We start from the raw sequence: 26,546 nt of genomic DNA on the forward strand, positions 1-26,546 counted from the left end.
CCTTTAGGCAAGGAGTTAATTGTCGTGGCTAAAGAAAAATTTGATCGTTCCCTACCGCACGTCAACGTTGGCACCATCGGTCACGTTGACCACGGTAAAACCACTCTGACCGCAGCTCTGACTCGCGTCTGCTCCGAAGTTTTCGGTTCGGCCGTAGTTGAATTCGACAAGATCGACAGCGCGCCAGAAGAAAAAGCTCGTGGTATCACCATCAACACCGCGCACGTCGAGTACAACTCGAACATTCGTCACTACGCTCACGTTGACTGCCCAGGTCACGCTGACTACGTGAAGAACATGATCACCGGTGCTGCCCAGATGGACGGCGCGATCCTGGTTTGCTCGGCCGCTGATGGCCCGATGCCACAAACCCGTGAGCACATCCTGCTGTCCCGCCAGGTAGGCGTTCCGTACATCGTGGTTTTCCTGAACAAGGCTGACCTGGTGGACGACGCTGAGCTGCTGGAACTGGTTGAGATGGAAGTTCGCGACCTGCTGTCCACCTACGACTTCCCGGGCGACGACACTCCGATCATCATCGGTTCTGCTCGTATGGCGCTGGAAGGCAAAGACGACAACGAAATGGGCACCACTGCCGTTCGTAAGCTGGTTGAAACTCTGGATACCTACATCCCAGAGCCAGAGCGTGCTATCGACAAGCCATTCCTGATGCCAATCGAAGACGTATTCTCGATCTCGGGTCGTGGTACTGTTGTGACTGGTCGTATCGAGCGCGGTATCGTTCGCGTTCAAGATGCACTGGAAATCGTTGGTCTGCGTGACACCACCACCACCACCTGCACCGGTGTTGAGATGTTCCGCAAGCTGCTCGACGAAGGTCGTGCTGGCGAGAACTGCGGCGTTCTGCTGCGTGGCACCAAGCGTGACGACGTTGAGCGTGGTCAGGTTCTGGTTAAGCCGGGTTCGGTTAAGCCGCACACCAAGTTCACCGCAGAAGTTTACGTTCTGAGCAAGGAAGAAGGCGGTCGTCATACTCCGTTCTTCAAAGGCTACCGTCCACAGTTCTACTTCCGTACTACTGACGTGACCGGTAACTGCGAGCTGCCAGAAGGCGTTGAAATGGTAATGCCAGGTGACAACATTCAGATGACTGTTACCCTGATCAAAACCATCGCAATGGAAGACGGTCTGCGCTTCGCTATCCGTGAAGGCGGCCGTACCGTTGGTGCTGGCGTTGTAGCTAAAATCATCGAGTAATCTCTTTTTGAGATGGCTTTGATGCTTTGAAAAGGCCCCCGCTCAGCGGGGGCTTTTTTATTGGGTTGACACCTATCTGGGGCGTCTATAGAATTGCGCCTCCTTTTAACGGGCGTATTGCGCTCGGTGGGAATAGCAGCCGGAGTCTGAAATCCAATGCAAAATCAGCAAATCCGTATCAGGTTGAAGGCTTTCGACCATCGCCTGATCGACCAATCAACCCAGGAAATCGTGGAAACCGCGAAACGTACTGGTGCTCAAGTGCGTGGTCCAATTCCACTGCCTACCCGTAAAGAGCGGTTCACCGTTCTGGTCTCCCCGCACGTCAACAAAGACGCGCGTGACCAGTACGAGATCCGTACTCATAAGCGCGTTCTGGACATCGTCCAGCCAACGGATAAAACCGTTGATGCTCTTATGAAGCTTGATCTTGCGGCCGGTGTGGAAGTGCAGATCAGCCTCGGCTAAGACTCGGTCTTAGTCGTGTAACGCTCTGAAATGGGCGGCCATAGCGGGTGAAAGCCCCGTACACTCATGAGGTTTACAACATGACTATTGGTGTAGTCGGTCGTAAATGCGGTATGACCCGTATTTTCACCGAAGAAGGTGTCTCCATTCCGGTCACGGTCATTGAGATCGAGCCGAATCGCGTCACCCAGTTCAAAACTGAAGAGACCGATGGCTATCGTGCAGTGCAAGTCACTGTCGGCGAGCGTCGTGCTTCGCGTGTAACAGCAGCTCAGGCTGGTCACTTCGCTAAGGCGAACGTTGCCGCTGGTCGTACCGTAATGGAATTCCGTCTTGAAGAAGGCGAGTACCAAGCCGGCGATCTGATCAATGCTGAAATCTTCGCTGCTGGTCAACTGGTTGATGTAACCGGTCAGTCCAAAGGTAAAGGCTTCCAGGGTACGATCAAGCGTTGGAATTTCCGCGGGCAAGATAACACCCACGGTAACTCCGTATCCCACCGCGTTCCAGGCTCTATCGGCCAGTGCCAGACTCCTGGTCGTGTATTCAAGGGCAAAAAAATGTCCGGTCATATGGGCGCTGAGCGCGTGACCGTGCAGTCCCTCGAAGTAGTGCGCGTGGACGCTGAACGCAATCTGTTGTTGGTCAAGGGCGCTGTTCCTGGCGCTACTGGCGGCAACTTGGTTGTACGTCCAGCAGCCAAGGCTCGCGGTTAAGGGGAAGCTGACATGCAATTAAATGTAAATGACGCTCAAGCGATCGAAGTTTCCGAACTGACATTTGGCGGCGAATTCAACGAGACGCTGGTTCACCAAGCAGTCGTGGCCTACATGGCTGGCGGCCGTCAAGGTAGCAAGCAGCAAAAGACCCGTTCCGACGTTCGTGGTGGCGGTAAGCGCCCATGGCGTCAGAAAGGCACTGGCCGGGCTCGTGCCGGTACTATCCGTAGCCCAATCTGGCGTGGCGGCGGTACCACTTTCGCAGCTCGTCCTCAGGATCACTCCCAGAAGCTGAACAAGAAGATGTATCGCGCAGCAATGCGTTCCATCCTTGCTGAGCTGGTGCGTACTGATCGTCTGGTCGTGGTTCAGGATTTCGCCGTTGAAACGCCGAAAACCAAAGACCTGCTGGGCAAGCTGAACAACATGAGCCTGACCGACGTTCTGATCGTGTCGGACGCTGTTGATCAGAACCTGTACCTGGCTGCTCGTAACCTGCCACACGTTGATGTACGTGACGTGCAAGGTTCCGATCCAGTTAGTCTGATCGCATACGACAAGGTGTTGATCACCGTGTCGGCCGTGAAGAAATTCGAGGAGCTGCTGGGATGAACCAGGAACGCGTATTTAAAGTTCTGCTTGGCCCGCACGTTTCCGAGAAGGCTACGGTTCTGGCAGACAAGAAAGGCCAGTTCGTTTTCAAGGTTGCTACTGACGCAACCAAGCTGGAAATCAAGAAGGCCGTCGAAAGCCTGTTCAGCGTGAAAGTAGAGCGTGTTACTACCCTGAATGTTCTGGGTAAGAGTAAGCGCACTGCTCGCGGTCTGGGCAAGCGTAATGACTGGAAGAAGGCAGTTATCTCCCTTCAGCCAGGCCAAGATCTCGATTTCAGCAGCAGTGCTGAGTAAGGAAGGGGTGCATCATGGCAATCGTTAAATGCAAACCGACTTCCCCTGGCCGCCGTTTTGTGGTCAAGGTGGTCAACCAGGAGCTGCATAAAGGCGCTCCTCACGCACCGCTGCTCGAGAAAAAATCGAAGTCTGGTGGTCGTAACAACAATGGCCGTATTACCACTCGTCACATCGGTGGTGGTCATAAGCAGCATTACCGTATGGTCGATTTCCGTCGCAACGACAAAGATGGCATCTCCGCCACTGTCGAGCGTATCGAATACGATCCAAACCGTACTGCTCACATCGCACTGCTGTGCTACGCAGACGGCGAGCGCCGCTACATCATCGCCCCTAAAGGCGTGAGTGCTGGCGACCAGCTGATCGCAGGCGCTCTGGCTCCAATCAAGCCAGGCAACTCCCTGCAACTGCGCAACATCCCAGTGGGTAGCACGATTCACGGTATCGAATTGAAGCCGGGTAAAGGCGCTCAGATTGCTCGTTCCGCTGGTGCTTCGGCTCAGCTGATCGCTCGTGAAGGCGTGTACGTGACCCTGCGTCTGCGTTCCGGTGAGATGCGTAAAGTCCTGGCTGAATGCCGTGCGACCCTGGGTGAAGTCTCGAACTCCGAGCACAGCCTGCGTTCGCTGGGTAAAGCTGGTGCCAAACGCTGGCGTGGCGTTCGCCCAACCGTTCGTGGTGTTGCCATGAACCCGGTTGACCACCCACATGGTGGTGGTGAAGGTCGTACCTCTGGTGGTCGTCATCCGGTATCGCCATGGGGCTTCCCGACTAAGGGCGCGAAGACTCGTGGTAATAAGCGTACCGACAAAATGATCGTCCGTCGTCGCAAGTAAATAGAGGGATACGACAGTGCCACGTTCTCTGAAAAAAGGTCCTTTTATCGATCTTCACCTACTGAAGAAGATCGAAGTGGCGGCGGAAAAGAACGATCGCAAACCAGTTAAAACCTGGTCGCGTCGTTCGATGATCCTGCCACAAATGGTCGGTCTGACCATCGCAGTACACAACGGTCGTCAACACGTCCCGGTTCTCGTTAACGAAGACATGGTCGGCCACAAACTGGGCGAGTTCGCCGGTACCCGCACTTATCGCGGGCACGTGGCAGACAAGAAAGCCAAGCGTTAAGGGGTTAGGAAATGGAAGTAGCCGCTAAGTTGTCGGGCGCTCGAATCTCCGCCCAGAAAGCCCGCTTGGTCGCCGACCAGATCCGCGGGAAGAAGGTGGGCGAAGCGCTCAACCTGTTGGCTTTCAGCAGTAAGAAAGCCGCCGAGATCATGAAGAAAGTGCTGGAGTCGGCCGTAGCCAACGCCGAGCATAACGAAGGCGCAGACGTTGATGACCTGAAGGTCAGCACCGTTTTCGTCAACGAAGGGCGTTCGCTGAAGCGCATCATGCCACGTGCCAAAGGCCGTGCTGATCGCATCGTCAAGCGGTCTTGCCATATCACTGTCAAGGTTGCTGACAAGTAACGGAGTCGAAGAGATGGGTCAGAAAGTACATCCCATTGGCATTCGCCTGGGAATCGTCAAGGAGCACACCTCCGTCTGGTACGCAGACGGTCGGACTTATGCGGACTACTTGTTCGCTGATCTGAAGGTGCGTGAGTATCTCCAAGACAAACTAAAAAGCGCGTCCGTAAGCCGTATCGATATCCATCGTCCGGCTCAAACTGCACGTATCACCATCCACACCGCTCGTCCAGGTATCGTTATCGGGAAGAAAGGTGAAGATGTTGAGAAACTGCGTCAGGACCTGACCAAGCAAATGGGTGTGCCTGTGCACATCAATATCGAAGAGATCCGCAAGCCGGAACTCGACGGTATGCTGGTTGCGCAGAGCGTAGCTCAGCAGCTGGAGCGTCGCGTAATGTTCCGTCGCGCTATGAAGCGCGCTGTACAGAACGCAATGCGCATTGGTGCCAAAGGCATCAAAATCCAAGTGAGCGGTCGTCTCGGCGGTGCTGAAATTGCACGTACTGAATGGTATCGCGAAGGTCGTGTGCCACTGCACACCCTGCGTGCCGACATCGACTATGCCAACTACGAAGCTCACACCACTTACGGTGTGATCGGTGTAAAGGTTTGGATCTTCAAAGGCGAAGTAATTGGTGGTCGCCAAGAAGAACTGAAACCACAAGCACCAGCGCCTCGTAAAAAAGCTGCTAAGTAAGGGGTACGCCAAATGTTGCAACCAAAGCGTACGAAGTTCCGCAAGCAGATGACCGGCCACAACCGTGGTCTGGCACTGCGCGGTAGCAAAGTCAGCTTCGGCGAGTTCGCGCTGAAGTCTGTTGCTCGTGGTCGTCTCACCGCTCGTCAGATCGAGTCAGCGCGTCGTGCTCTGACCCGTCACGTGAAACGTGGCGGCAAGATCTGGATCCGTGTATTCCCGGACAAGCCGATCTCCAAAAAACCTCTCGAGGTTCGTATGGGTAAAGGTAAGGGTAACGTGGAATACTGGGTTGCCCAGATTCAGCCAGGCAAAGTCCTGTATGAAATCGAGGGTGTTTCTGAAGAGCTGGCGCGTGAGGCTTTCGCCCTGGCTGCTGCAAAGCTGCCGCTCGCCACCTCCTTTGTTAAACGGACGGTGATGTGATGAAAGCGAATGAACTTCGTGAAAAATCCGCACAGCAGCTGAACGAGCAACTGCTCGGCCTGCTGCGCGACCAGTTCAATCTGCGTATGCAGAAAGCAACTGGCCAGTTGGGGCAGTCTCATCTGCTCTCGCAAGTTAAGCGTGACATTGCTCGCGTGAAGACTGTGCTCAACCAGCAGGCAGGTAAGTAATCATGGCTGAAGCCGAAAAAACTGTCCGTACGCTGACTGGCCGTGTTGTCAGCGACAAGATGGACAAAACCATCACCGTTCTGATCGAGCGTCGCGTTAAGCACCCGATCTACGGTAAATACGTTAAGCGTTCGACTAAGCTGCACGCGCACGACGAAACCAATCAGTGCCACATCGGCGACAAAGTCACTATTCGTGAAACTCGTCCTTTGGCCAAGACCAAGTCTTGGGCGCTGGTTGATGTTCTCGAACGCGCTGTGGAAGTCTAAGGACTAGGGGTCGGAGAAATTATATGATTCAGACTCAATCCATGCTCGATGTGGCCGATAACAGCGGCGCTCGCCGTGTTATGTGCATCAAGGTGCTGGGTGGCTCCCATCGTCGTTACGCTGGTATCGGTGACATCATCAAAGTTACCGTCAAGGAAGCAATTCCTCGCGGTAAAGTGAAAAAAGGCCAAGTGATGACTGCTGTTGTAGTCCGCACTCGTCACGGCGTACGCCGTGCTGATGGCTCCATTATCCGCTTTGATGGCAACGCTGCTGTTCTTCTGAACAACAAGCAAGAGCCGATCGGCACCCGTATCTTTGGGCCAGTGACCCGTGAACTTCGTACTGAGAAGTTTATGAAGATCGTCTCGCTCGCCCCAGAAGTGCTGTAAGGAGATCCGACATGCAAAAGATTCGTCGTGACGACGAGATCATCGTGATCGCCGGCAAAGACAAAGGTAAGCGCGGTAAGGTGCTGAAGGTTCTTGCTGACAACCGTCTGGTTGTTGGTGGTCTGAACCTGGTCAAGCGCCATACCAAGCCTAACCCGATGTCGGGCGTACAAGGCGGTATCGTCGAGAAAGAAGCGCCACTGCACGCTTCCAACGTCGCCATCTTCAATGGCGAAACCAACAAGGCTGACCGCGTTGGTTTCAAAGTAGAAGACGGTAAGAAAATTCGTGTCTTCAAGTCGACCCAAAAAGCGGTTGATGCTTGAACACTGCTAGGTAGAAGACCATGGCACGACTAAAAGAGATTTACCGGAAGGAAATCGCTCCGAAACTTAAGGAAGAACTTAAGCTTTCGAACGTGATGGAAGTTCCGCGCGTTACCAAAATCACCCTGAACATGGGTCTGGGCGAAGCGATCGGCGACAAAAAAGTCATCGAGCACGCTGTTGCTGACCTGGAAAAGATCACCGGCCAGAAAGTCGTTGTGACCTACGCTCGCAAATCCATCGCTGGCTTTAAAGTCCGTGAAGGTTGGCCGATCGGCGTCAAAGTGACCCTGCGCCGTGAGCGTATGTACGAGTTCCTGGATCGTCTGCTGTCGATCTCCCTGCCTCGGGTTCGCGACTTCCGCGGCCTGAATGCCAAGTCCTTTGATGGTCGTGGTAACTACAGCATGGGCGTAAAAGAGCAGATCATCTTCCCGGAAATCGACTACGACAAGATCGATGCTCTCCGCGGTCTGGACATTACCCTGACCACCACTGCCAAGAACGATGATGAAGGCCGCGCTCTGCTGCGTGCGTTCAAATTCCCGTTCCGCAACTGATTGGAGTAGGACCATGGCCAAGATGAGCATGAAAAACCGCGAGCTGAAGCGTCAGCTCACGGTTGCCAAGTACGCCAAAAAGCGTGCAGCACTGAAAGCTATCATCGTTGATCTGAACGCAAGTCCAGAAGCGCGTTGGGAAGCTACAGTAGCCCTGCAGAAGCAGCCACGTGACGCAAGCGCTTCGCGCATGCGTAACCGCTGCCGCCTGACCGGTCGTCCACACGGCGTTTACCGCAAGTTCGGCCTCGGCCGTAACAAACTGCGTGAAGCGGCAATGCGTGGTGACGTACCAGGTCTGGTTAAAGCCAGCTGGTAAGTACTGTCAAAGTCTCGGTGGGAAGGTTCGCAAGATCCTGACCGCCGGTGGCCTTGAATCTGAATCAAGCCCCTTTTGGGGCTTGATTCATTTCTGGGGTTTGTCTAGAATATCCGGCTCGCCTGAGCCCGTGTTTTCTATGCTCGGAGATTCTCGGCGACACGTAGTAGCCGCAAGGCTAATTTTTCTGTATTAGGAGCGTCTAGCCCATGAGTATGCAGGACCCGTTAGCGGACATGCTAACTCGAATCCGTAATGCCCAGATGGCTGAAAAGTCCGTCGTAAGCATGCCATCTTCTACTTTGAAGGTAGCTGTTGCCAAAGTCCTGAAGGACGAAGGTTACATTGCGGGTTATCAGATCAGCAGCGAAATCAAACCACTGCTGTCTATCGAGCTGAAATATTTCGAAGGCCGTCCGGTTATCGAAGAAGTGAAGCGCGTTAGCCGTCCAGGCCTGCGTCAGTACAAGTCCGTCGAAGATCTGCCGAAAGTTCGTGGCGGTCTCGGTGTGTCTATCGTCTCCACCAACAAGGGTGTGATGACTGATCGTGCTGCGCGCGCTGCCGGTGTCGGCGGCGAAGTTCTTTGCACTGTGTTCTAAGGGGGGATAAGCATGTCTCGCGTCGCTAAGAACCCCGTTAAGCTGCCAGCCGGTGTCGAAGTAAAATTCGCAGGCCAACAGCTTTCGGTGAAGGGTGCCAAGGGCACTCTTGAACTGAACATCCATTCGTCCGTTGAGATCGTTGAAGAAGCTGGTGAGCTGCGTTTCGCTGCTCGCAATGGCGATCAACAGACTCGCGCAATGGCTGGTACCACTCGTGCGTTGGTAAACAACATGGTCCAAGGCGTAAGCCAAGGCTTCGAGCGCAAGCTCCAGCTGGTCGGTGTTGGTTACAAAGCGCAAGCAAAAGGCACAGTGCTGAACCTGGCTCTTGGCTTCTCGCACCCAGTGGATTACGAACTGCCGGAAGGCATCACCGCTGAGACTCCTAGCCAGACCGATATCCTGATCAAGGGCATCGACAAGCAGCTGGTAGGTCAAGTGGCCGCCGAGATCCGCGACTTCCGTCCACCAGAGCCGTACAAAGGCAAAGGTGTGCGCTACGCGGACGAAGTCGTCCGTCGTAAAGAAGCCAAGAAGAAGTAGGGCATAGCAAATGACCGACAAAAAAGTTACTCGACTGCGTCGCGCTCGCAAAGCACGCCTGAAAATGCACGAACTCGAAGTCGTGCGTCTCTGCGTGTTCCGCTCTTCGCAGCACATCTACGCCCAGGTCATTTCGGCCGACGGCAACAAAGTCCTGGCAAGCGCCTCGACTTTGGATAAAGAACTGCGTGATGGCGCCACTGGCAACATCGACGCGGCCACTAAGGTTGGCCAGCTGGTCGCTACGCGTGCTAAGGCCGCTGGCGTCTCGCAGGTGGCTTTCGACCGCTCTGGCTTCAAGTACCACGGCCGCGTTAAAGCGCTGGCTGATGCTGCTCGTGAAGCTGGGCTGGAGTTCTAAGTTATGTCAAATAACGACCAAAAGCGCGACGAAGGCTACATCGAGAAGCTGGTTCAAGTTAACCGCGTAGCCAAAACCGTTAAAGGCGGCCGTATCTTCACCTTCACCGCGTTGACCGTGGTTGGTGATGGTAAAGGCCGTGTTGGCTTCGGCCGTGGCAAGTCGCGTGAAGTGCCTGCTGCGATCCAGAAGGCAATGGAAGCTGCTCGCCGCAACATGATCCAGGTTGATCTGAACGGCACCACTCTGCAGTACGCAATGAAGTCCGCTCACGGCGCTTCGAAGGTGTACATGCAGCCTGCTTCTGAAGGTACCGGTATCATCGCTGGCGGCGCTATGCGTGCTGTCCTCGAAGTTGCTGGCGTTCAGAACGTTCTGGCCAAGTGCTACGGCTCGACTAACCCGGTAAACGTGGTTCACGCCACTTTCAAGGGTTTGAAAGCAATGCAGTCTCCTGAATCCATTGCCGCCAAGCGTGGCAAAAGCGTCAAGGAGATCTTCTGATCATGGCTACCGTTAAAGTTACGCTGATCAAAAGCATGACCGGCCGCATCCCTAACCACAAACTGTGCGTTAAGGGTCTGGGTCTGCGTCGCATCGGTCACACTGTAGAAGTCCAGGATACTCCCGAGAATCGCGGGATGATCAACAAGGCTTACTACATGCTGCGTGTCGAGGGTTAATCGATGAAACTCAATGATCTGAGTCCGGCGCCGGGTTCCCGTCGCGAAAAGCATCGTCCGGGCCGTGGTATCGGTAGTGGTTTGGGTAAGACTGGTGGCCGTGGTCACAAAGGTCAAACCTCCCGCTCCGGTGGCACCATTGCTCCAGGCTTTGAAGGCGGTCAACAGCCGCTGCATCGTCGCCTGCCGAAGTTCGGTTTCGTTTCCCTGAAGGCCATGGACCGCGCAGAAGTGCGTCTGTCCGAGCTGGCTAAAGTGGAAGGCGACATCGTCACCGTGCAGTCCCTGAAAGATGCCAACGTGATCAACGTCAACGTACAGCGTGTGAAAATCATGCTGTCCGGTGAAGTGACTCGCGCTGTCACTATCGGCAAGGGAATCGGCGCCACCAAAGGTGCGCGTGCGGCTATCGAAGCAGCTGGCGGCAAGTTCGAGGAATAAATGGCTAAGCAAGGTGCTCTCTCTGCGCTCGGCAAAGGCGGTATGTCTGAACTTTGGGCTCGTCTGCGTTTTCTGTTCCTGGCGATTATCGTCTACCGAATAGGCGCACACATCCCGGTTCCAGGTATCAACCCGGACCGACTCGCGGACCTGTTTCGACAGAATGAGGGGACCATTCTTAGCTTGTTCAACATGTTTTCCGGCGGCGCGCTGGAGCGGATGAGCATCTTTGCACTGGGGATCATGCCGTACATCTCGGCATCGATCATCATGCAGCTGATGACCGCCGTCAGCCCGCAGCTGGAGCAGTTGAAGAAGGAAGGTGAAGCTGGCCGTCGCAAGATCAGCCAGTACACCCGCTACGGCACTGTCGTCCTTGCTCTCGTTCAGGCTATTGGCATGTCCATTGGTCTGGCGGGGCAGGGCGTTGCGTTCACTGGTGACTTTGGCTTCCATTTCGTCGCGGTATCCACTTTTGTGGCTGGTGCGATGTTCATGATGTGGCTGGGTGAGCAGATTACTGAGCGTGGTGTTGGCAACGGTATCTCGATGTTGATTTTTTCGGGTATCGTCGCCGGTCTTCCGAGAGCGATTGGGCAGTCTTTCGAGTCTGCACGTCAGGGTGATATCAACATCTTTGCCCTGGTTGCCATCGGTTTGCTGGCAGTAGCGATTATCGGTTTCGTGGTGTTCATTGAGCGTGGTCAGCGTCGTATTGCTGTTCATTACGCCAAGCGTCAGCAAGGCCGCAAGGTTTTTGCTGCGCAGACCAGCCACTTGCCGCTGAAGGTGAACATGGCCGGCGTTATTCCGGCTATTTTCGCGAGCAGCATTTTGCTGTTCCCGGCTTCGTTGGGTGCCTGGTTCGGTCAGTCTGAAGGTATGGGCTGGTTGCAGGACATCTCGCAGTCGATCGCTCCTGGTCAGCCGTTGAATATTCTGCTGTTTAGTGCAGGGATTATTTTCTTCTGCTTCTTCTATACGGCGTTGATGTTCAATCCGAAAGACGTAGCGGAAAACCTGAAGAAGTCCGGTGCCTTTATTCCGGGCATCCGTCCAGGTGAGCAGTCTGCGCGCTACATTGATGGCGTTCTGACTCGCTTGACCATGTTCGGTGCTCTTTACATGACGGCCGTGTGCCTGTTGCCCCAGTTCCTGGTGGTTGCAGCTAACGTTCCGTTCTACCTTGGCGGGACCTCGTTGCTGATCGTCGTCGTGGTTGTGATGGACTTCATGTCCCAAGTACAATCGCACCTCGTTTCGCACCAGTACGAATCCCTGATGAAGAAAGCCAACCTGAAGGGCTACGGCAGCGGCATGTTGCGCTGAGTACCCCATAAGGTTCGAGGAGTTGGTGATGAAAGTTCGTGCATCGGTGAAAAAGCTGTGCCGTAACTGCAAGATTATTCGCCGCGAAGGTGTTGTTCGAGTAATTTGCAGCGCGGAACCGCGTCACAAACAGCGCCAAGGCTGAGTGTGATTGTGCTTCAAGCCCGGTAGCTAGTGCGCTACCGGGTTGATTATTTGTTATTACAGCGATATTATCTCGCGCCCTATTTCTTGGCTTCCGGGGCGTAGGTAGCTGTCAATTGGAGTCCCACTGAATGGCCCGTATTGCAGGCGTTAACATTCCAGATAACAAGCATACTGTTATCTCGCTGACCTACATCTATGGTGTTGGTCGCACTACTGCACAGAAAATTTGTGCAGAGACTGGGGTAAACCCAGCAGCAAAGATCAAAGATCTGAGCGACGAGCAAATTGAACAGCTGCGTGGCGAAGTGGCGAAGTTCACCACTGAAGGTGACCTGCGTCGCGAAATCAACATGAAAATCAAGCGCTTGATGGACCTCGGTTGCTATCGCGGTCTGCGTCATCGTCGTGGTCTTCCAGTACGCGGTCAGCGTACCAAGACCAACGCGCGTACCCGTAAAGGTCCGCGTAAGCCGATCCGCAAGTAATCGCCCCAGCGAATCGACAGGAATTTAATCATGGCAAAACCTGCTGCTCGTCCTCGTAAAAAAGTTAAAAAGACAGTGGTTGATGGCATCGCCCACATCCATGCATCTTTTAACAACACCATCGTGACCATTACCGACCGTCAAGGTAACGCTCTTTCCTGGGCTACCTCCGGTGGTTCGGGTTTCCGCGGTTCCCGCAAGTCCACCCCGTTTGCTGCTCAAGTAGCTGCTGAACGTGCTGGTCAAGCTGCGCTGGAATACGGCCTGAAAAACCTCGACGTAAACGTCAAAGGTCCAGGTCCAGGTCGTGAATCCGCAGTCCGCGCTTTGAACGGCTGTGGCTACAAGATCGCCAGCATCACCGACGTGACGCCAATCCCGCACAACGGGTGCCGTCCGCCGAAGAAGCGCCGCGTGTAATCCAGGAGATTGTAAAGAATGGCTCGTTACATTGGTCCAAAATGCAAACTCGCTCGTCGCGAAGGCACCGATCTCTTCCTGAAGAGCGGCGTGCGCGCGATCGAATCGAAGTGCAACATTGAAGCAGCACCTGGTATCCACGGCCAACGCCGCGGTCGCCAGTCCGACTACGGTACCCAACTGCGTGAAAAGCAGAAGGTCCGTCGTATCTACGGCGTTCTCGAGCGTCAGTTCAGCGGCTACTATAAAGAAGCTGCTGGCAAGAAAGGTGCAACCGGTGAAAACCTGCTGCAACTGCTCGAATGCCGTCTGGACAACGTTGTATACCGTATGGGCTTTGGTTCGACTCGTGCCGAATCCCGTCAGCTGGTATCGCACAAGTCGATCAGCGTAAACGGTCAGACCGTTAACGTTCCGTCCTACCAGGTTCGTGCTGGTGACGTGGTTGCTGTTCGCGAGAAAGCAAAAAACCAACTTCGCATTGTCCAAGCTCTCGATCTGTGTGCCCAACGTGGCCGCGTAGAATGGGTAGAAGTAGACACTGAGAAGAAGTCGGGCGTTTTCAAGAACGTTCCAGCTCGCAGTGATCTGTCCGCCGACATCAACGAAAGCCTGATTGTCGAGCTCTACTCCAAGTAAGGGCTAGAAAATAGGTGCATCCATGCAGATTTCGGTAAATGAGTTCCTGACACCCCGCCACATTGATGTGCAGGTTGTCAGTCCAACCCGCGCCAAGATCACTCTCGAGCCTCTCGAGCGTGGCTTTGGCCACACCCTGGGCAACGCGCTGCGCCGCATCCTGTTGTCCTCAATGCCTGGCTGTGCAGTAGTCGAGGCCGAGATTGACGGTGTGCTCCACGAGTACAGCGCCATCGAAGGTGTACAGGAAGACGTAATTGAAATCCTGTTGAACCTTAAAGGTCTGGCTATCAAGCTGCACGGCCGTGACGAAGTTACGCTGACCTTGTCGAAGAAGGGTTCGGGGGTGGTTACCGCTGCCGATATTCAGCTGGATCATGATGTCGAGATCGTTAATCCCGATCACGTAATCGCTAACCTGGCGTCTAACGGCGCCCTGAACATGAAGCTCGTAGTAGCTCGTGGTCGTGGTTATGAACCAGCCGACTCGCGTCAGAGCGATGAAGACGAAAGCCGCAGCATCGGTCGCTTGCAGCTTGACTCTTCGTTCAGCCCGGTTCGCCGTATCGCATACGTGGTGGAAAACGCCCGTGTTGAGCAGCGTACTAACCTGGACAAGCTGGTTATTGATCTGGAAACCAACGGTACTCTGGATCCTGAAGAGGCAATCCGCCGCGCTGCAACCATTCTGCAACAGCAGTTGGCTGCGTTCGTCGACCTCAAGGGTGACAGCGAACCTGTGGTAATCGAGCAGGAAGACGAGATCGATCCGATCCTGCTTCGCCCGGTTGACGATCTGGAACTGACTGTACGTTCGGCTAACTGCCTTAAGGCGGAAAACATCTACTACATCGGCGACCTGATTCAGCGTACCGAAGTAGAGCTGTTGAAGACTCCGAACCTGGGCAAGAAATCCTTGACCGAAATCAAGGACGTTCTGGCCTCCCGCGGTCTGTCCCTCGGCATGCGCCTCGACAACTGGCCGCCTGCAAGTCTTAAGAAGGACGACAAGGCGACTGCCTGATCGTCGTAATCACCGAACGTAGTGTTTGGTAAGGAATGAACCATGCGTCATCGTAAAAGTGGTCGTCACCTCAGCCGCACCAGCTCGCACCGCAAGGCCATGTTCCAAAACATGGCGGTGTCGCTGTTCGAGCACGAGCTGATCAAAACTACTCTGCCAAAAGCTAAAGAACTGCGCCGCGTTGCTGAGCCGCTGATCACTTTGGCCAAGACAGATAGCGTTGCTAACCGTCGTCTGGCTTTCGACCGTACTCGTTCGAAGGCTATCGTTGGTAAGCTCTTCAACGACCTGGGCAAGCGTTACGCTACCCGTGAGGGTGGCTACCTGCGCATCCTCAAGTGCGGTTTCCGCGCTGGCGACAACGCGCCTATGGCGTACGTCGAGTTGGTTGATCGTGCTACTGCTGGCGAAGCTGTATCCGCCGAGTAAGACGTCAAATACGAAAAACCGGGCCTAGTGCCCGGTTTTTTGTGCGCGCTTGGAAAGTGCAGCGGCGGTTCTTCCGATTTTGTTAGGTATTTTCTATCGATTGGTATCAGTCAATGAATTAGAAGATGTCATGTCGATCATCAATACTTCCTCTCAGCCGATTAGCCGGCAGTTTGAGACTGACAAAGGAAGAGATCGCATGAGCCAGAATAAAACGCTTACCACCGCCAGTGGCGCTCCTGTCGCCGATAACCAGAATTCCCGTTCCGCCGGCCCGAGAGGCCCGCTGCTGCTCGACGACTTTCACCTGATCGAGAAGCTGGCTCACTTCAACCGCGAAAACATCCCTGAACGTCGTGTGCACGCCAAGGGTTCAGGTGCTTACGGCACGTTCACGGTGACTCGTGATATCACTCAATACACCAGCGCCAAGCTGTTTGACGCCGTCGGCAAGCAAACACCAACGTTTCTGCGGTTCTCCACGGTAGGTGGCGAGCGCGGTTCGGCAGATACCGAACGTGATCCACGTGGTTTTGCGCTGAAGTTCTATACCGAAGAAGGTAACTGGGACATCGTCGGCAACAATACGCCGGTGTTCTTCATCCGTGATCCGCTCAAATTCCCGGACTTTATCCACACCCAAAAACGTCTGCCGCAAAGCAATCTCAAAAGTGCGCAAGCGATGTGGGACTTCTGGTCGCACTCTCCGGAGGCGCTGCACCAGGTCACTATCCTGTTTTCGGACCGAGGCATCCCTGATGGTTACCGCCATATGCACGGCTTCGGTAGCCACACCTATGGCCTGATTAGCGGCAATGGTGAGCGTCATTGGGTTAAGTGGCATTACAAGACCAAGCAAGGAATCAAGAACCTGGCGCCGGCAGAGGCTGCACGTCTGGCGGGTACTGATCCGGACTACGCTCAGCGAGACCTGTTCGAGGCCATCGAGCGCGGTGATTTCCCGAAATGGAGCGTATGCATCCAGATCATGACCGAGGCCCAGGCCGCCGCGCATTATGAAAACCCGTTCGACGTCACCAAGACCTGGTCGCAGAAAGAATTTCCGTTGATCGAAGTTGGTGAGCTGGAGTTGAACCGCAACCCGCTCAACTACTTTGCTGAAGTCGAGCAAGCGGCGTTCGGCCCAAGCAATATGGTGCCGGGTGTAGGACTGTCGCCGGACCGCATGCTGCAAGGTCGCGTGTTCGCCTACACTGATGCCCATCGCTACCGTGTAGGCACCAATCATCAGCAATTGCCGGTGAACGCTCCGCGCAGCCCGGTCAACAGCTACCAGCGCGATGGTTCGATGGCGTTTGGCAGCAATGGCGGCGCAGCGCCGAACTACGAGCCGAACAGTTATGTCGATTCGCCGAAGCAGGCTCCTCGCTATGCCGAGCCAGCGCTCGCCCTGAGTGGTGCGGCTGATCGCTACGATCATCGCGAGGATACTGACTACTACAGTCACGCGGGGGCGTTGTTCCGTTTGATGAGCGACGAGCAGAAAGCGTTGCTGGTCAGCAACATCGCAGGGGCAATGGCGGGTGTATCCAGTGATGTAGTCGATCGTCAGTTGCAGCATTTCTTCAAGGCCGATCAGGCGTATGGAGAAGCAATCGCAAAGCTGCTCAACGTACAGCTTAACGAAGTCTAAATGAGAAGCAGAACCGCCCTTATTTGGGCGGTTTTTACGTTATTTCGGCTGCTTTTCTCAGAATATCTTCGCTTTTATTGCGTCTGGCGGGTGACGTTATTGCCCGGTTGGTTCAAACTACAGACTTTCAAGCAGGGAGATGTAGGGCGATGCAAGGCCACCCAGACGTTATCGATTACCTCAACACGTTGCTGACCGGCGAACTGGCCGCGCGTGATCAATATTTCGTCCACTCGCGGATGTATGAGGACTGGGGTTTCACCAAGCTCTATGAACGTATCAACCACGAGATGGAAGAAGAAGCAGGTCATGCCGATGCCCTGATGCGTCGAATCCTGATGCTCGAAGGCACGCCACGCATGCGTCCTGATGATCTCGATGTCGGCACCACCGTGCCGGAGATGCTGGAAGCGGACTTGCGTCTTGAGTACAAGGTTCGCGCTGCGCTGTGCAAGGGCATTGAGCTCTGCGAGAAGCACAAGGACTATGTGAGTCGTGAAATGCTACGGGTTCAGCTCAACGACACCGAAGAAGATCACACTTACTGGCTTGAGAAACAGTTGGGTCTGATCAAGCTGATCGGTCTCGAGAACTACCTGCAATCCCACGCCTGATCGCAACTGATACAAAAAAGCCCCTGTCACTGATGAAGTGACAGGGGCTTTTTCATGGCGACTGGTTAAGCCCGATCACGCTCCAGCAGCGGTTTGAGGTAGTAGCCAGTGTGCGATTGCTTCATTTCGGCCACGTCTTCCGGTGTGCCGACGGCAATGATCTGCCCACCCTTGGAACCGCCCTCAGGCCCGAGATCCACCAGCCAATCAGCGGTCTTGATCACGTCCAGGTTGTGCTCGATCACCACTACTGTGTTGCCGTGGTCGCGCAGTCGATGCAGTACGTCGAGCAGTTGCTGAATATCCGCGAAGTGCAGGCCGGTGGTCGGCTCGTCGAGGATGTACAGAGTCTTGCCGGTGTCGCGCTTTGACAGCTCGCGGGACAGCTTGACCCGCTGCGCCTCACCACCGGACAGGGTGGTCGCCGATTGCCCGAGCTTGATGTAGGACAGGCCGACATCCATTAGCGTCTGCAGCTTGCGCGCCAGGGCCGGTACCGCGTCGAAGAACTCACGGGCCTCTTCGATCGTCATCTCGAGCGTTTCGTGGATGCTCTTGCCCTTGTACTTGATCTCCAGCGTCTCACGGTTGTAGCGCTTGCTCTTGCACACATCGCAGGGCACGTAGATGTCCGGCAGGAAGTGCATTTCCACCTTGATCAGGCCATCACCCTGGCAAGCTTCGCAGCGACCGCCCTTCACGTTGAAGGAGAAACGCCCAGGCCCGTAACCGCGGGAGCGGGATTCCGGCACGCCAGCGAACAGCTCGCGAATAGGTGTGAACAAACCGGTGTAGGTCGCCGGGTTGGAGCGAGGTGTGCGGCCGATCGGGCTTTGGTCGATATCGACGACTTTATCCAGATGCTCCAGGCCCTTGATGCTGTCATGAGCGGCAGCTTCAAGCGTTGTTGCGCCGTTCAACGCCGTGGCGCTCAACGGAAAGAGCGTGTTGTTGATCAGCGTCGACTTGCCCGAACCGGAGACCCCGGTCACGCAGGTCAGCAGGCCGATTGGAATGTCCAGATCGACGTTGCGCAAGTTGTTGCCGCGAGCGCCCTTGAGCGACAGCGACAGCTTTTTATTGCGCGGTGTGCGCTTGACCGGCACTTCGATTTTGACCCGGCCCGACAGGTACTTGCCGGTCAGGGAGTCAGGGTGAGCCATAACTTCGGCCGGGGTGCCTTCGGCGACGATATGGCCGCCATGGACGCCGGCGCCCGGGCCGATATCCACCACGTAGTCAGCCAGACGAATCGCATCTTCGTCGTGTTCGACGACAATTACCGTGTTGCCGATGTCGCGCAGGTGCTTGAGGGTGCCAAGCAAGCGGTCGTTATCGCGCTGATGCAGGCCGATTGACGGTTCATCGAGAATGTAGAGAACGCCGACCAGCCCGGCGCCGATCTGGCTCGCCAGACGAATACGCTGGGCTTCGCCACCGGACAGGGTGTCCGCACTGCGATCCAGCGACAGATAATCGAGACCGACGTTGACCAGAAATTGCAGGCGTTCGCGGATCTCCTTGAGGATTTTGTCGGCAATCTCGCCGCGACGCCCGGTGAGTTTCAACCCGCCAAAGTAATCGCAGGCATCGCCGATGGGCAGATTGGTCACCGCCGGCAAGGTTTTCTCACCCACCCATACATGTCGCGCTTCACGGCGCAGGCGGGTGCCGCGGCAATCAGGGCAGGACTGGGTGCTCAGGAACTTGGCCAACTCTTCGCGTACCGACGCCGACTCGGTTTCGCGATAGCGGCGTTCCAGGTTCGGCACGATGCCTTCGAACGGGTGCGAGCGTTTGACGATATCGCCACGGTCGTTCAGGTATTTGAAGTCGACGTTCTGCGAGCCGCTGCCATGCAGGATCTGCTTCTGCTGATCGGCCGGCAGCTCATTGAACGGCACTTCCAGGCTGAACTTGAAGTGGGACGCCAGCGAGCCGAGCATCTGAAAGTAATAGACGTTGCGCCGGTCCCAGCCACGGATCGCGCCTTCGGCAAGCGTCAACTCGCCATTGACCAGTCGCTTGATGTCGAAGAATTGCTTAACACCCAGGCCATCGCAGGTCGGGCAGGCGCCGGCTGGGTTGTTGAAGGAAAACAGCTTCGGCTCGAGCTCGCTGATGGCGTGGCCGCAAATCGGGCAGGCAAAGCGCGCGGAGAAGATCATTTCCTCGCCCGGCTCGTCGTCCATCGGCGCGACCAGGGCGATGCCGTCCGCCAGCTTCAGCGCAGTCTCGAAGGATTCGGCCAGACGCTGTTGCAGGTCCGCACGGACCTTGAAACGGTCGACCACCACATCGATGGTATGTTTTTTCTGCTTGTCGAGCTTGGGCGCTTCGTCCAGCTCATAAAGCTTGCCGTTGATCCGGGCACGGACGAAACCCTGGGCGCGAAGCTCTTCGAAGACCGACAGGTGTTCGCCTTTGCGCTCACGGATCACCGGGGCCAGCAGCATCAGTTTGCTGCCCTCCGGCTGGGCGAGGACCAGGTCAACCATCTGGCTCACGGTTTGCGCTTCCAGCGGAATATCGTGATCCGGGCAACGCGGAATACCCACGCGTGCATACAACAAGCGCAGGTAGTCGTAGATTTCGGTGATGGTGCCGACCGTCGAGCGCGGGTTGTGCGAGGTCGACTTCTGTTCGATGGAAATCGCCGGTGACAGGCCTTCGATGGTGTCGACGTCAGGCTTTTCCATCATCGACAGGAACTGTCGGGCGTAGGCCGACAGCGATTCGACGTAGCGGCGCTGGCCTTCGGCGTATAGCGTGTCAAAGGCCAGGGACGACTTGCCGGAGCCCGACAGGCCGGTGATGACGATCAGCTTGTCCCGTGGCAGGGTCAGGTCGATGTTCTTCAGGTTGTGGGTTCGAGCCCCACGAATCAGGATCTTGTCCAAAGTGGCCTCGCTCGGCGGGCGTCGAAAACATAGGAGTATACGGCCAAATACTGGATGGATGCACACTATCGAATGATGTGTTTGCAGCCTTACATGAAAGGTCTGTCATCTACACGCGGCAAAGCGTCGCGATATACCCCGACAATCGATGGGACTGGTAGAATCGCCGCCGGTTCACATGAGGTTTTTCCATGCACGATCCCCACAGCGAACGCATGAGTGGCAGCGAGACCCGCGCAGCGAGCGGTCTGGCCCTGGTGTTCGCCTTCCGTATGCTTGGCATGTTCATGGTGTTGCCGGTACTGGCGACCTACGGCATGGACCTGGCAGGAGCGACCCCGGCCCTGATCGGGCTGGCCATTGGCGCTTACGGCCTGACCCAGGCGATTTTCCAGATTCCTTTCGGTTTCATTTCCGACCGCATTGGCCGCCGCCCGGTGATTTACCTGGGGTTGATCGTCTTCGCCCTCGGCAGCGTGTTGGCGTCTCAGGCCGATTCGATCTGGGGTGTGATTGCCGGTCGCATCCTGCAAGGCGCCGGTGCAATTTCCGCAGCGGTCATGGCCTTGTTGTCGGACCTGACCCGCGAGCAGCATCGAACCAAGGCCATGGCCATGATCGGCATGACCATCGGTCTGTCGTTTGCCGTTGCCATGGTGGTGGGCCCGTTGCTGACCAGCGCTTTCGGCCTGTCCGGGCTGTTCCTCGCCACGGGCGGCCTGGCGCTGCTAGGCATCGTCATCGTGATGTTCATGGTGCCGCGCTCCACCGGGCCGTTGCAGCATCGTGAATCCGGCGTGGCGCGCCAGGTATTGATCCCGACGCTCAAGCATCCGGATCTGCTGCGCCTGGACCTGGGCATTTTTGTCTTGCACGCGATGCTGATGTCGAGCTTCGTGGCCTTGCCGCTGGCCCTGGTCGAAAAAGCCGGGCTGCCCAAGGAGCAGCATTGGTGGGTGTACCTGACCGCGCTGCTGATTTCATTCTTCGCCATGATCCCGTTCATTATCTATGGCGAGAAGCGACGCAAAATGAAACGAGTTTTGCTAGGCGCCGTCGTGACGCTGTTGCTCACTGAGCTATTCTTCTGGCAGTTCGGCGATAGCTTGCGGGCTCTGGTGATCGGTACGGTGGTGTTCTTCACCGCGTTCAATCTGCTGGAAGCTTCGCTGCCTTCGTTGATCAGCAAGGTTTCACCGGCGGGCGGCAAAGGCACGGCGATGGGGGTTTATTCCACCAGTCAGTTCCTCGGATCGGCACTGGGCGGTATCCTCGGCGGCTGGTTGTTCCAGCATGGCGGTTTGTCGGTTGTCTTCCTGGGATGTGCCGGGCTAGCTGCACTTTGGCTGGTCTTTGCTGTTACCATGCGTGAACCTCCCTATGTAACGAGCCTGCGCTTGCCGTTGTCGCCCGAAGCGATTCGTGAAGCGGGTCTGGTCGAGCGCCTCAAGGCCGTCGTAGGGGTAACAGATGCAGTGATAGTCGCTGATGAAGCGGCCATTTACATCAAATTGGACACCGAACTATTGGATCGCACCACCCTTGAAAGCCTGGTGAACAACCCGGCCGGGGCAGCGTGCGTAGCCTAGGAGAACGTAATGGCCCGTGGGGTTAACAAAGTCATATTGGTCGGCACTTGCGGCCAGGATCCTGAAGTTCGCTACCTGCCGAACGGCAACGCCGTGACCAACCTGAGTCTGGCGACCAGCGAGCAGTGGACCGACAAGCAAACCGGTCAGAAAGTCGAAAAGACCGAGTGGCACCGTGTGTCGATGTTCGGCAAAGTTGCAGAAATCGCTGGCGAGTACCTGCGTAAAGGTTCGCAGGTCTACATCGAAGGCAAACTGCAGACCCGCGAGTGGGAAAAAGACGGCATCAAGCGTTACACCACTGAAATCGTGGTCGACATGCAAGGCACCATGCAATTGCTGGGTGGCCGTCCACAAGGCGACCAGCAAGGTCAGGGCGGCGGTAACAACTACCAGCAATCCGCGCCACGCCAGCAGGCGCCTCGTCCGCAGCAATCGGCACCACAGCAGTCGCGCCCGGCTCCACAGCAGGCCGCACCGCAGCCGGCTCCGGACTTCGACAGCTTTGATGACGATATTCCGTTCTAGGAATCAGCTTCGAGCCAAGCAAAGCCCGGCACTCCCCAGAGGATGCCGGGTTTTTTGTTGGTGCGCCAGGCATGGCGCGTTGCGCGTAAGCGCAACCAGCTTGGCTGTGGTGGCCACGCTGGTGACTTGGAGGTGAAAGTCCTCTACACACCCGGCAAGGGGAAGTGTTAGCCAGAGGCAAGGGTGTCGCGGGTGACTGCGAATCTGAAGGAAGCCCGAGGCAAAATGCTGGCCTGACGAACAGGAAGCGGATAGAGGCGGCGCAGCGGGGTAAGAAGGCAAGCATCTTCAAAGCCCGATACTTGCACGGAACGCTGTGACGTAGATCCGACAGGCATAAGCAGGAAGGTCGCGCGAATTACCCTGGGAGATCTGTATAGCCTGCCATGTGCTACCGGCGTCGCGAGATGACGGGATGGGCGACAGAAGTCAGCAGAGGCCGTAGTAGTTGCTCGACACCGGAGTAACGAAGGGCTGAACCTGCCATGAGTGGATAGTCGGGTGTGATCTCTGTTGGAGCGTAAAGCAGAAACACCGCATAGCGGGGGTCGAGACCATCAGGAGGTAGGAGCCGGAAGCTCCGAGGGCCGGTCTGGGCGCTTAGATACCACAGGCGACACGTCAACGGAACCAAGCTCGCTGACGTTGTATGTCAGTAGGCAGGAACCGCCGTATACGGAACCGTATGTACGGTGGTGTGAGAGGACGGCGGGGGCAACCCCGCCTCCTACTCGATCCCGCATGTTCTCAAGGCCACTGCAATAAGGACAGGAATTCACGGTGATATGATGCCATTTGTCTAAAACTGACACCGGGTTGCCCTATGGATCGCCTGTCTACGTTGCTGTCCCAGTTCGGCGTTCGCGCGAGCCTGTTCTACAGCGGCAAGCTTTGCGGAATGGCCGCTTACGATGGTGCTGACCAGCGCGGACATATCCATCTGTTGCAGGCCGGCACCGTCACGCTGAAAGTGCCTGGCGGCAGCGACGCGCTGATTGACCGCCCCAGCCTGATTTTCCTGCCGCGCCCCAGTCGCCATCAATTGATCGGCGGTGAGCCCGAGGGCGCTCAGCTGTTGTGTGCGTCGCTGGCGTTCGACGGCGGTGCCAGCAATCCCATTTCTGCTTCGCTCCCCGATCTTCTGGTGTTGTCCCTCGATGAACTGCCGCTGCTGGCGGATACGCTGAGATGGTTGTTCAAGGAAGCGGCAGACGGGCACTGCGGCAGGGAGGCGGTGCTTGATCGTTTGTTCGAACTGTTGATCATCCTGCTGTTCCGACACCTGCTCGATCACCATCAGTTGAGCACCGGAATGATGGCCGGGTTGGCGGATGTGCGGCTGTCCCGTTCGTTGATTCAGATGCACGAGGCGCCACACCGGGCGTGGTCAGTTGCGGAGCTGGCGAATGAATCCAACATGTCCCGCGCCGCGTATGCGGTGCATTTTCGCTCGGTGTTAGGGCAGACACCTGCTGACTACTTGTTGAGTTGGCGGATCAGCCTGGCGCAGAAGCGCCTGCGTGAGGGGCGCCCGATTACGCTGATCGCCGATGAGGTTGGTTATGAAAGTCCTTCGGCGCTTGCCCGGGCGTTTCGGCGCAAGACCGGTTGCAGCCCTCGGGACTGGATGAAATCCCTGGGCGGTGAGGGCGCGGAGCGCGGTCGATCGTTGTAGTCAGAAATGGAAAAAGGCCTGAAACATCGAGCTGTTTCAGGCCTTTTTCATCGTGAAGTTGTCAGCTCAAGGCGTTTCCAGCTTGGTCAGGGAATGACCCGCTACGAAGAGGGAGGCGGCGAGCAATCCAAGGTCCTTGAGGAGGAACTGACCCGGTGCAACCGAGATAGCCGGGAAGCCGAGGCCGGGTTCGATCACGCCAGGTGTCGAGAACATGAAGCTCAATGTCGTCACGAACAACCCGGCGGACAAAGCACCTCCAATCAGTGAAAGCTTCGGCGATAGCAGGCGGCCGGCGATCAACACGCCAATCGAGACCTCAAGCACCCCCAGCAGGTTGGAGAACAGGTCGAAGCTGAAGATTTGATACACCCAGCCCAGCAATGGGCTGTTGCTCACCAGTGGAACCAGACCTTCTGCTTCGTAGTGGGTGAATTTCATTCCACCGAACCAGAAGTAGATGACGGCAAGGGCGAAGTAAATGCTGTAGGTCCCAATCGCTGTGGTTTTAACGCCGAGCGATGAAGTTTTCGACACGCTGACAGTGCTGATATTCACAGTGTTCATTGTTCAGGCTTCCAGTGAGTTTGGCTAAAAGTTAAGTGCGTAGGCAACTTGGCAAACCGTTACTGCGGCCCCCGCGGGTGACCTTGGGAGTGACGCCATTGTTGGCGCCGGCCTGATTCTTTTGGGCGCTGGCGGTATTGCGTTCGATGCAGATCGTCCAAACGTGCGAACAAAAAAAGCCCAGGGCTTCAGAGGCGCCGGGCTTTTTCATGGGGAGGATTCTTCTGCCTTTCGGCGGGTTGATCAGCGGCTGGCAGTCAGGAACTCGTCAGTGGAAATAACATTGGCGTAGGCAAAACCCAGGGCCGACATGAACGCTGCATGCACATGGGCCGCTGGAACGTTGGTGCCGTTGAACTCCAGGTCACGGGAGGCACAGGCGTCGTGGATCACAATGACGCTGTAGCCAAGATCGTTGGCGGCGCGGGTGATGCCATCGACGCACATGTGGCTCATGCTGCCGACGACCACCAGTTCCTTGACACCTTGTTCGTCGAGGATCGATTGCAGTTCGGTTTCGCGGAATGAGTTGACGAAGTGCTTGAGTACCACCGGCTCGTTGCCCTGGTTGAGGACTTTGGGGTGCAGCTTGGCGCCTTCGGAGTTTGGGGTGAAAAACGGTGCGTCCGGTGAGGTGAATTCGTGGCGGATGTGCACCACCGAATCACCGGCCTCGCGGAAGGCCTTGAGCAAGCGGACGGCGTTGTCTGCGGCGGCATCGGCACCGACCAGCGGCCACTTGCCTTGGGGGAAGTAGTCGTTCTGGATATCGACTACGATGAGTGCTTGCTTGGCCATGACTGTTTCCTCGATGTGCGGGTTGGGTGTGGAATGAAGTATCGGCCTCACGAGCCTGTTCGAGGATTGGCCGCACCGACAATAGAAGGGGGAAAACTGACAATGGACGCACAACGGGCAATCGCCGAGCTGGGCGTGTTGATCTATCCCGGTGCGCAAATGGCGGCGGTGCATGGGTTGACGGACCTGTTCGGGGTGGCCAACCGGATCGCCGCCGAACATCAGGCCGGGCACTTGCCGTTATTGCGCGTGAGCCATTGGCAGGTCGAGGGCGATCAGCCTCCCGCTCGGGTCTACGACAGCCATCCCGGTGCGGACGGCGCATTGGTGGCGGTGTTGATTCCGCCGTCGATCGGCGGGTTCACTGAGGGCCAGGCACCGCAAGCACTGATACGCTGGCTTCGCGAGCAACATGCCAGTGGCGCGACCCTGGGCGGTGTCTGCGTAGGCTCGATCCTGCTGGCAGAAAGCGGGCTGCTCGACGGCCGTAGCGCCACCACCCACTGGACTTCGGCGAAGACGTTTGCCAAGCATTATCCGGCGATCAAGCTCAAGGCCGACACGCCCATCGTCGACGACGGTGACCTGATCACCACCGCCGGATTGATGGCCTGGTCCGAGTTGGGATTGCGCCTGGTTGATCGCCTGCTGGGGCCGAGCATTGCCACCGGCACCGCGCGTTTTCTGGTGGTCGAGCACAGCGACAGTGCCAGCGAGTGCGGCAGCAATTTCGCGCCGATCCTCAGCCATGGCGATGCGTCGATTCTCAAAGTGCAGCACTGGCTGCAAAGCACCGGCGCCACCGATGTATCGCTGACGACAATGGCTGAGCGGGCAGGGCTGGAAGAGCGCACGTTCCTGCGTCGTTTTCGCGGGGCGACCGGGCTCAAGCCCACGGAATACTGCCAGCATCTGCGGGTCGGCAAGGCGCGGGAAATGCTTGAGTTCACCAACGGCACCATCGATCACATTGCTTGGACGGTGGGCTATCAGGATCCGGGCGCGTTTCGCTCGACGTTCAAGAAAATCACCGGCCTGGCGCCGAGCGATTACCGGACGCGGTTTGGTGTGTCCCCGGTGGCTGCGGCCCGATAACGGTCGCTCCCACAATGGATCTCTACTACGTTCGAAATCGTGCAATTTG

38 protein-coding genes are annotated in these 26,546 nt (G+C 56.4%); 35 read left to right on the top strand and 3 right to left on the bottom strand.

Annotated features, from left to right (window positions below; translation table 11 throughout):
• Positions 1-24: 24 nt before the first annotated feature.
• From tuf to bfr, 31 genes are all read left to right on the top strand, one after another.
• Entirely contained in the window at positions 25-1,218 is a 1,194-nt protein-coding gene (gene tuf / locus ACNYC6_RS16615) for an elongation factor Tu (RefSeq protein ID WP_008065716.1), read from the top strand.
• Between the two features lie 156 nt (positions 1,219-1,374).
• Positions 1,375-1,686, top strand: a complete 312-nt coding sequence (rpsJ, locus tag ACNYC6_RS16620; RefSeq protein ID WP_003186070.1) for a 30S ribosomal protein S10 — start codon at positions 1,375-1,377, stop codon at positions 1,684-1,686.
• Positions 1,687-1,766: 80 nt separating this feature from the next.
• Positions 1,767-2,402 (top strand): 50S ribosomal protein L3, encoded by a 636-nt coding sequence (rplC, locus tag ACNYC6_RS16625; RefSeq protein WP_003186059.1) that lies wholly within the window; start codon positions 1,767-1,769, stop codon positions 2,400-2,402.
• A gap of 12 nt (positions 2,403-2,414) precedes the next feature.
• The gene (rplD, locus tag ACNYC6_RS16630) at positions 2,415-3,017 is read left to right on the top strand and encodes a 50S ribosomal protein L4 (RefSeq protein WP_003228735.1); all 603 of its coding nucleotides are present in this window, start codon (positions 2,415-2,417) and stop codon (positions 3,015-3,017) included.
• On the top strand, positions 3,014-3,313 hold the full coding sequence (rplW, locus tag ACNYC6_RS16635; RefSeq protein WP_002555488.1) for a 50S ribosomal protein L23: 300 nt from the start codon (positions 3,014-3,016) through the stop codon (positions 3,311-3,313). The genes rplD and rplW overlap by 4 nt, the downstream gene beginning before the upstream one ends.
• A 14-nt stretch (positions 3,314-3,327) precedes the next feature.
• The gene (rplB, locus tag ACNYC6_RS16640; RefSeq protein ID WP_419708341.1) at positions 3,328-4,152 is read left to right on the top strand and encodes a 50S ribosomal protein L2; all 825 of its coding nucleotides are present in this window, start codon (positions 3,328-3,330) and stop codon (positions 4,150-4,152) included.
• A 16-nt stretch (positions 4,153-4,168) separates the two neighbouring features.
• Positions 4,169-4,444 (top strand): 30S ribosomal protein S19, encoded by a 276-nt coding sequence (gene rpsS / locus ACNYC6_RS16645; RefSeq protein ID WP_002555486.1) that lies wholly within the window; start codon positions 4,169-4,171, stop codon positions 4,442-4,444.
• Between the two features lie 11 nt (positions 4,445-4,455).
• Complete coding sequence (gene rplV / locus ACNYC6_RS16650) at positions 4,456-4,788, top strand: 50S ribosomal protein L22 (protein WP_003103908.1); 333 nt, start codon at positions 4,456-4,458, stop codon at positions 4,786-4,788.
• Between the two features lie 13 nt (positions 4,789-4,801).
• Positions 4,802-5,488 (top strand): 30S ribosomal protein S3, encoded by a 687-nt coding sequence (rpsC, locus tag ACNYC6_RS16655; RefSeq protein ID WP_003176422.1) that lies wholly within the window; start codon positions 4,802-4,804, stop codon positions 5,486-5,488.
• Positions 5,489-5,500: 12 nt separating this feature from the next.
• Positions 5,501-5,914, top strand: a complete 414-nt coding sequence (rplP, locus tag ACNYC6_RS16660; RefSeq protein ID WP_003228729.1) for a 50S ribosomal protein L16 — start codon at positions 5,501-5,503, stop codon at positions 5,912-5,914.
• Positions 5,914-6,105, top strand: coding sequence for a 50S ribosomal protein L29 (gene rpmC / locus ACNYC6_RS16665; RefSeq protein ID WP_002555481.1), 192 nt, complete (start codon positions 5,914-5,916; stop codon positions 6,103-6,105). Before rplP ends, rpmC begins: the two co-directional genes overlap by 1 nt.
• Before the next feature lie 2 nt (positions 6,106-6,107).
• Positions 6,108-6,374 carry a 30S ribosomal protein S17 gene (rpsQ, locus tag ACNYC6_RS16670; RefSeq protein WP_003176419.1) on the top strand — a complete coding sequence of 89 codons (267 nt, stop codon included), beginning with the start codon at positions 6,108-6,110 and terminating at the stop codon, positions 6,372-6,374.
• 23 nt (positions 6,375-6,397) lie between these two features.
• A complete protein-coding gene (rplN, locus tag ACNYC6_RS16675) occupies positions 6,398-6,766 on the top strand; it encodes a 50S ribosomal protein L14 (protein ID WP_002555479.1) in 369 nt (122 codons plus the stop codon).
• An 11-nt stretch (positions 6,767-6,777) separates the two neighbouring features.
• Positions 6,778-7,092 carry a 50S ribosomal protein L24 gene (gene rplX / locus ACNYC6_RS16680; RefSeq protein ID WP_003186046.1) on the top strand — a complete coding sequence of 105 codons (315 nt, stop codon included), beginning with the start codon at positions 6,778-6,780 and terminating at the stop codon, positions 7,090-7,092.
• 20 nt (positions 7,093-7,112) lie between these two features.
• The gene (rplE, locus tag ACNYC6_RS16685) at positions 7,113-7,652 is read left to right on the top strand and encodes a 50S ribosomal protein L5 (protein WP_003210069.1); all 540 of its coding nucleotides are present in this window, start codon (positions 7,113-7,115) and stop codon (positions 7,650-7,652) included.
• Between the two features lie 13 nt (positions 7,653-7,665).
• Positions 7,666-7,971: a 30S ribosomal protein S14 gene (gene rpsN / locus ACNYC6_RS16690; RefSeq protein ID WP_003176414.1), complete on the top strand. Its 306-nt coding sequence runs from the start codon at positions 7,666-7,668 to the stop codon at positions 7,969-7,971.
• Positions 7,972-8,180: 209 nt separating this feature from the next.
• Positions 8,181-8,573, top strand: coding sequence for a 30S ribosomal protein S8 (gene rpsH, locus ACNYC6_RS16695; RefSeq protein WP_017848802.1), 393 nt, complete (start codon positions 8,181-8,183; stop codon positions 8,571-8,573).
• Between the two features lie 12 nt (positions 8,574-8,585).
• On the top strand, positions 8,586-9,119 hold the full coding sequence (gene rplF / locus ACNYC6_RS16700) for a 50S ribosomal protein L6 (RefSeq protein WP_003176412.1): 534 nt from the start codon (positions 8,586-8,588) through the stop codon (positions 9,117-9,119).
• Positions 9,120-9,129: 10 nt separating this feature from the next.
• Positions 9,130-9,480: a 50S ribosomal protein L18 gene (gene rplR, locus ACNYC6_RS16705; protein ID WP_003186037.1), complete on the top strand. Its 351-nt coding sequence runs from the start codon at positions 9,130-9,132 to the stop codon at positions 9,478-9,480.
• A gap of 3 nt (positions 9,481-9,483) precedes the next feature.
• Entirely contained in the window at positions 9,484-9,984 is a 501-nt protein-coding gene (gene rpsE, locus ACNYC6_RS16710; protein WP_003186035.1) for a 30S ribosomal protein S5, read from the top strand.
• A 2-nt stretch (positions 9,985-9,986) separates the two neighbouring features.
• Complete coding sequence (rpmD, locus tag ACNYC6_RS16715; RefSeq protein WP_003176408.1) at positions 9,987-10,163, top strand: 50S ribosomal protein L30; 177 nt, start codon at positions 9,987-9,989, stop codon at positions 10,161-10,163.
• Between the two features lie 3 nt (positions 10,164-10,166).
• On the top strand, positions 10,167-10,604 hold the full coding sequence (gene rplO, locus ACNYC6_RS16720) for a 50S ribosomal protein L15 (RefSeq protein ID WP_003228720.1): 438 nt from the start codon (positions 10,167-10,169) through the stop codon (positions 10,602-10,604).
• The gene (gene secY, locus ACNYC6_RS16725; RefSeq protein WP_003228718.1) at positions 10,605-11,933 is read left to right on the top strand and encodes a preprotein translocase subunit SecY; all 1,329 of its coding nucleotides are present in this window, start codon (positions 10,605-10,607) and stop codon (positions 11,931-11,933) included.
• A gap of 28 nt (positions 11,934-11,961) precedes the next feature.
• Positions 11,962-12,078 (top strand): 50S ribosomal protein L36, encoded by a 117-nt coding sequence (gene rpmJ, locus ACNYC6_RS16730; RefSeq protein ID WP_002555468.1) that lies wholly within the window; start codon positions 11,962-11,964, stop codon positions 12,076-12,078.
• A 130-nt stretch (positions 12,079-12,208) separates the two neighbouring features.
• Positions 12,209-12,565 carry a 30S ribosomal protein S13 gene (gene rpsM, locus ACNYC6_RS16735; RefSeq protein WP_009045849.1) on the top strand — a complete coding sequence of 119 codons (357 nt, stop codon included), beginning with the start codon at positions 12,209-12,211 and terminating at the stop codon, positions 12,563-12,565.
• 30 nt (positions 12,566-12,595) lie between these two features.
• Positions 12,596-12,985, top strand: coding sequence for a 30S ribosomal protein S11 (rpsK, locus tag ACNYC6_RS16740; protein ID WP_002555466.1), 390 nt, complete (start codon positions 12,596-12,598; stop codon positions 12,983-12,985).
• An 18-nt stretch (positions 12,986-13,003) separates the two neighbouring features.
• Positions 13,004-13,624 (top strand): 30S ribosomal protein S4, encoded by a 621-nt coding sequence (gene rpsD / locus ACNYC6_RS16745; protein ID WP_003176404.1) that lies wholly within the window; start codon positions 13,004-13,006, stop codon positions 13,622-13,624.
• Between the two features lie 22 nt (positions 13,625-13,646).
• Complete coding sequence (locus tag ACNYC6_RS16750) at positions 13,647-14,648, top strand: DNA-directed RNA polymerase subunit alpha (protein ID WP_007924176.1); 1,002 nt, start codon at positions 13,647-13,649, stop codon at positions 14,646-14,648.
• Positions 14,649-14,690: 42 nt separating this feature from the next.
• Complete coding sequence (gene rplQ / locus ACNYC6_RS16755; RefSeq protein ID WP_007970429.1) at positions 14,691-15,077, top strand: 50S ribosomal protein L17; 387 nt, start codon at positions 14,691-14,693, stop codon at positions 15,075-15,077.
• A 199-nt stretch (positions 15,078-15,276) separates the two neighbouring features.
• Positions 15,277-16,731: a catalase gene (locus ACNYC6_RS16760; RefSeq protein WP_419708342.1), complete on the top strand. Its 1,455-nt coding sequence runs from the start codon at positions 15,277-15,279 to the stop codon at positions 16,729-16,731.
• A 149-nt stretch (positions 16,732-16,880) separates the two neighbouring features.
• Positions 16,881-17,345 (top strand): bacterioferritin, encoded by a 465-nt coding sequence (gene bfr / locus ACNYC6_RS16765; RefSeq protein WP_419708343.1) that lies wholly within the window; start codon positions 16,881-16,883, stop codon positions 17,343-17,345.
• 65 nt (positions 17,346-17,410) lie between these two features.
• Here bfr and uvrA read toward each other — a convergent pair whose 3' ends face one another.
• Positions 17,411-20,245: an excinuclease ABC subunit UvrA gene (gene uvrA / locus ACNYC6_RS16770; RefSeq protein ID WP_419708344.1), complete on the bottom strand. Its 2,835-nt coding sequence runs from the start codon at positions 20,243-20,245 to the stop codon at positions 17,411-17,413.
• A gap of 191 nt (positions 20,246-20,436) precedes the next feature.
• Between uvrA and ACNYC6_RS16775 the strand changes: the two genes are divergently transcribed.
• From ACNYC6_RS16775 to ACNYC6_RS16785, 3 genes are all read left to right on the top strand, one after another.
• Positions 20,437-21,834, top strand: a complete 1,398-nt coding sequence (locus tag ACNYC6_RS16775) for an MFS transporter (protein ID WP_419708345.1) — start codon at positions 20,437-20,439, stop codon at positions 21,832-21,834.
• A gap of 9 nt (positions 21,835-21,843) precedes the next feature.
• Positions 21,844-22,362, top strand: coding sequence for a single-stranded DNA-binding protein (locus ACNYC6_RS16780; RefSeq protein WP_007984430.1), 519 nt, complete (start codon positions 21,844-21,846; stop codon positions 22,360-22,362).
• Between the two features lie 823 nt (positions 22,363-23,185).
• On the top strand, positions 23,186-24,037 hold the full coding sequence (locus ACNYC6_RS16785) for an AraC family transcriptional regulator (RefSeq protein WP_419708346.1): 852 nt from the start codon (positions 23,186-23,188) through the stop codon (positions 24,035-24,037).
• Positions 24,038-24,103: 66 nt separating this feature from the next.
• Here the strand turns inward: ACNYC6_RS16785 and ACNYC6_RS16790 are convergent, their stop codons facing one another.
• Positions 24,104-24,604, bottom strand: coding sequence for a YkgB family protein (locus ACNYC6_RS16790; protein WP_419708347.1), 501 nt, complete (start codon positions 24,602-24,604; stop codon positions 24,104-24,106).
• Between the two features lie 243 nt (positions 24,605-24,847).
• A complete protein-coding gene (locus ACNYC6_RS16795; RefSeq protein WP_419708348.1) occupies positions 24,848-25,402 on the bottom strand; it encodes a cysteine hydrolase family protein in 555 nt (184 codons plus the stop codon).
• Between the two features lie 102 nt (positions 25,403-25,504).
• Between ACNYC6_RS16795 and ACNYC6_RS16800 the strand changes: the two genes are divergently transcribed.
• Entirely contained in the window at positions 25,505-26,497 is a 993-nt protein-coding gene (locus ACNYC6_RS16800; RefSeq protein ID WP_419708349.1) for a GlxA family transcriptional regulator, read from the top strand.
• The last annotated feature ends 49 nt before the right edge of the window (positions 26,498-26,546 follow it).

Origin of the sequence: Pseudomonas sp. NFX224, assembly GCF_048565165.1 — a bacterium.
Classification (GTDB): Bacteria; Pseudomonadota; Gammaproteobacteria; order Pseudomonadales; family Pseudomonadaceae; genus Aquipseudomonas.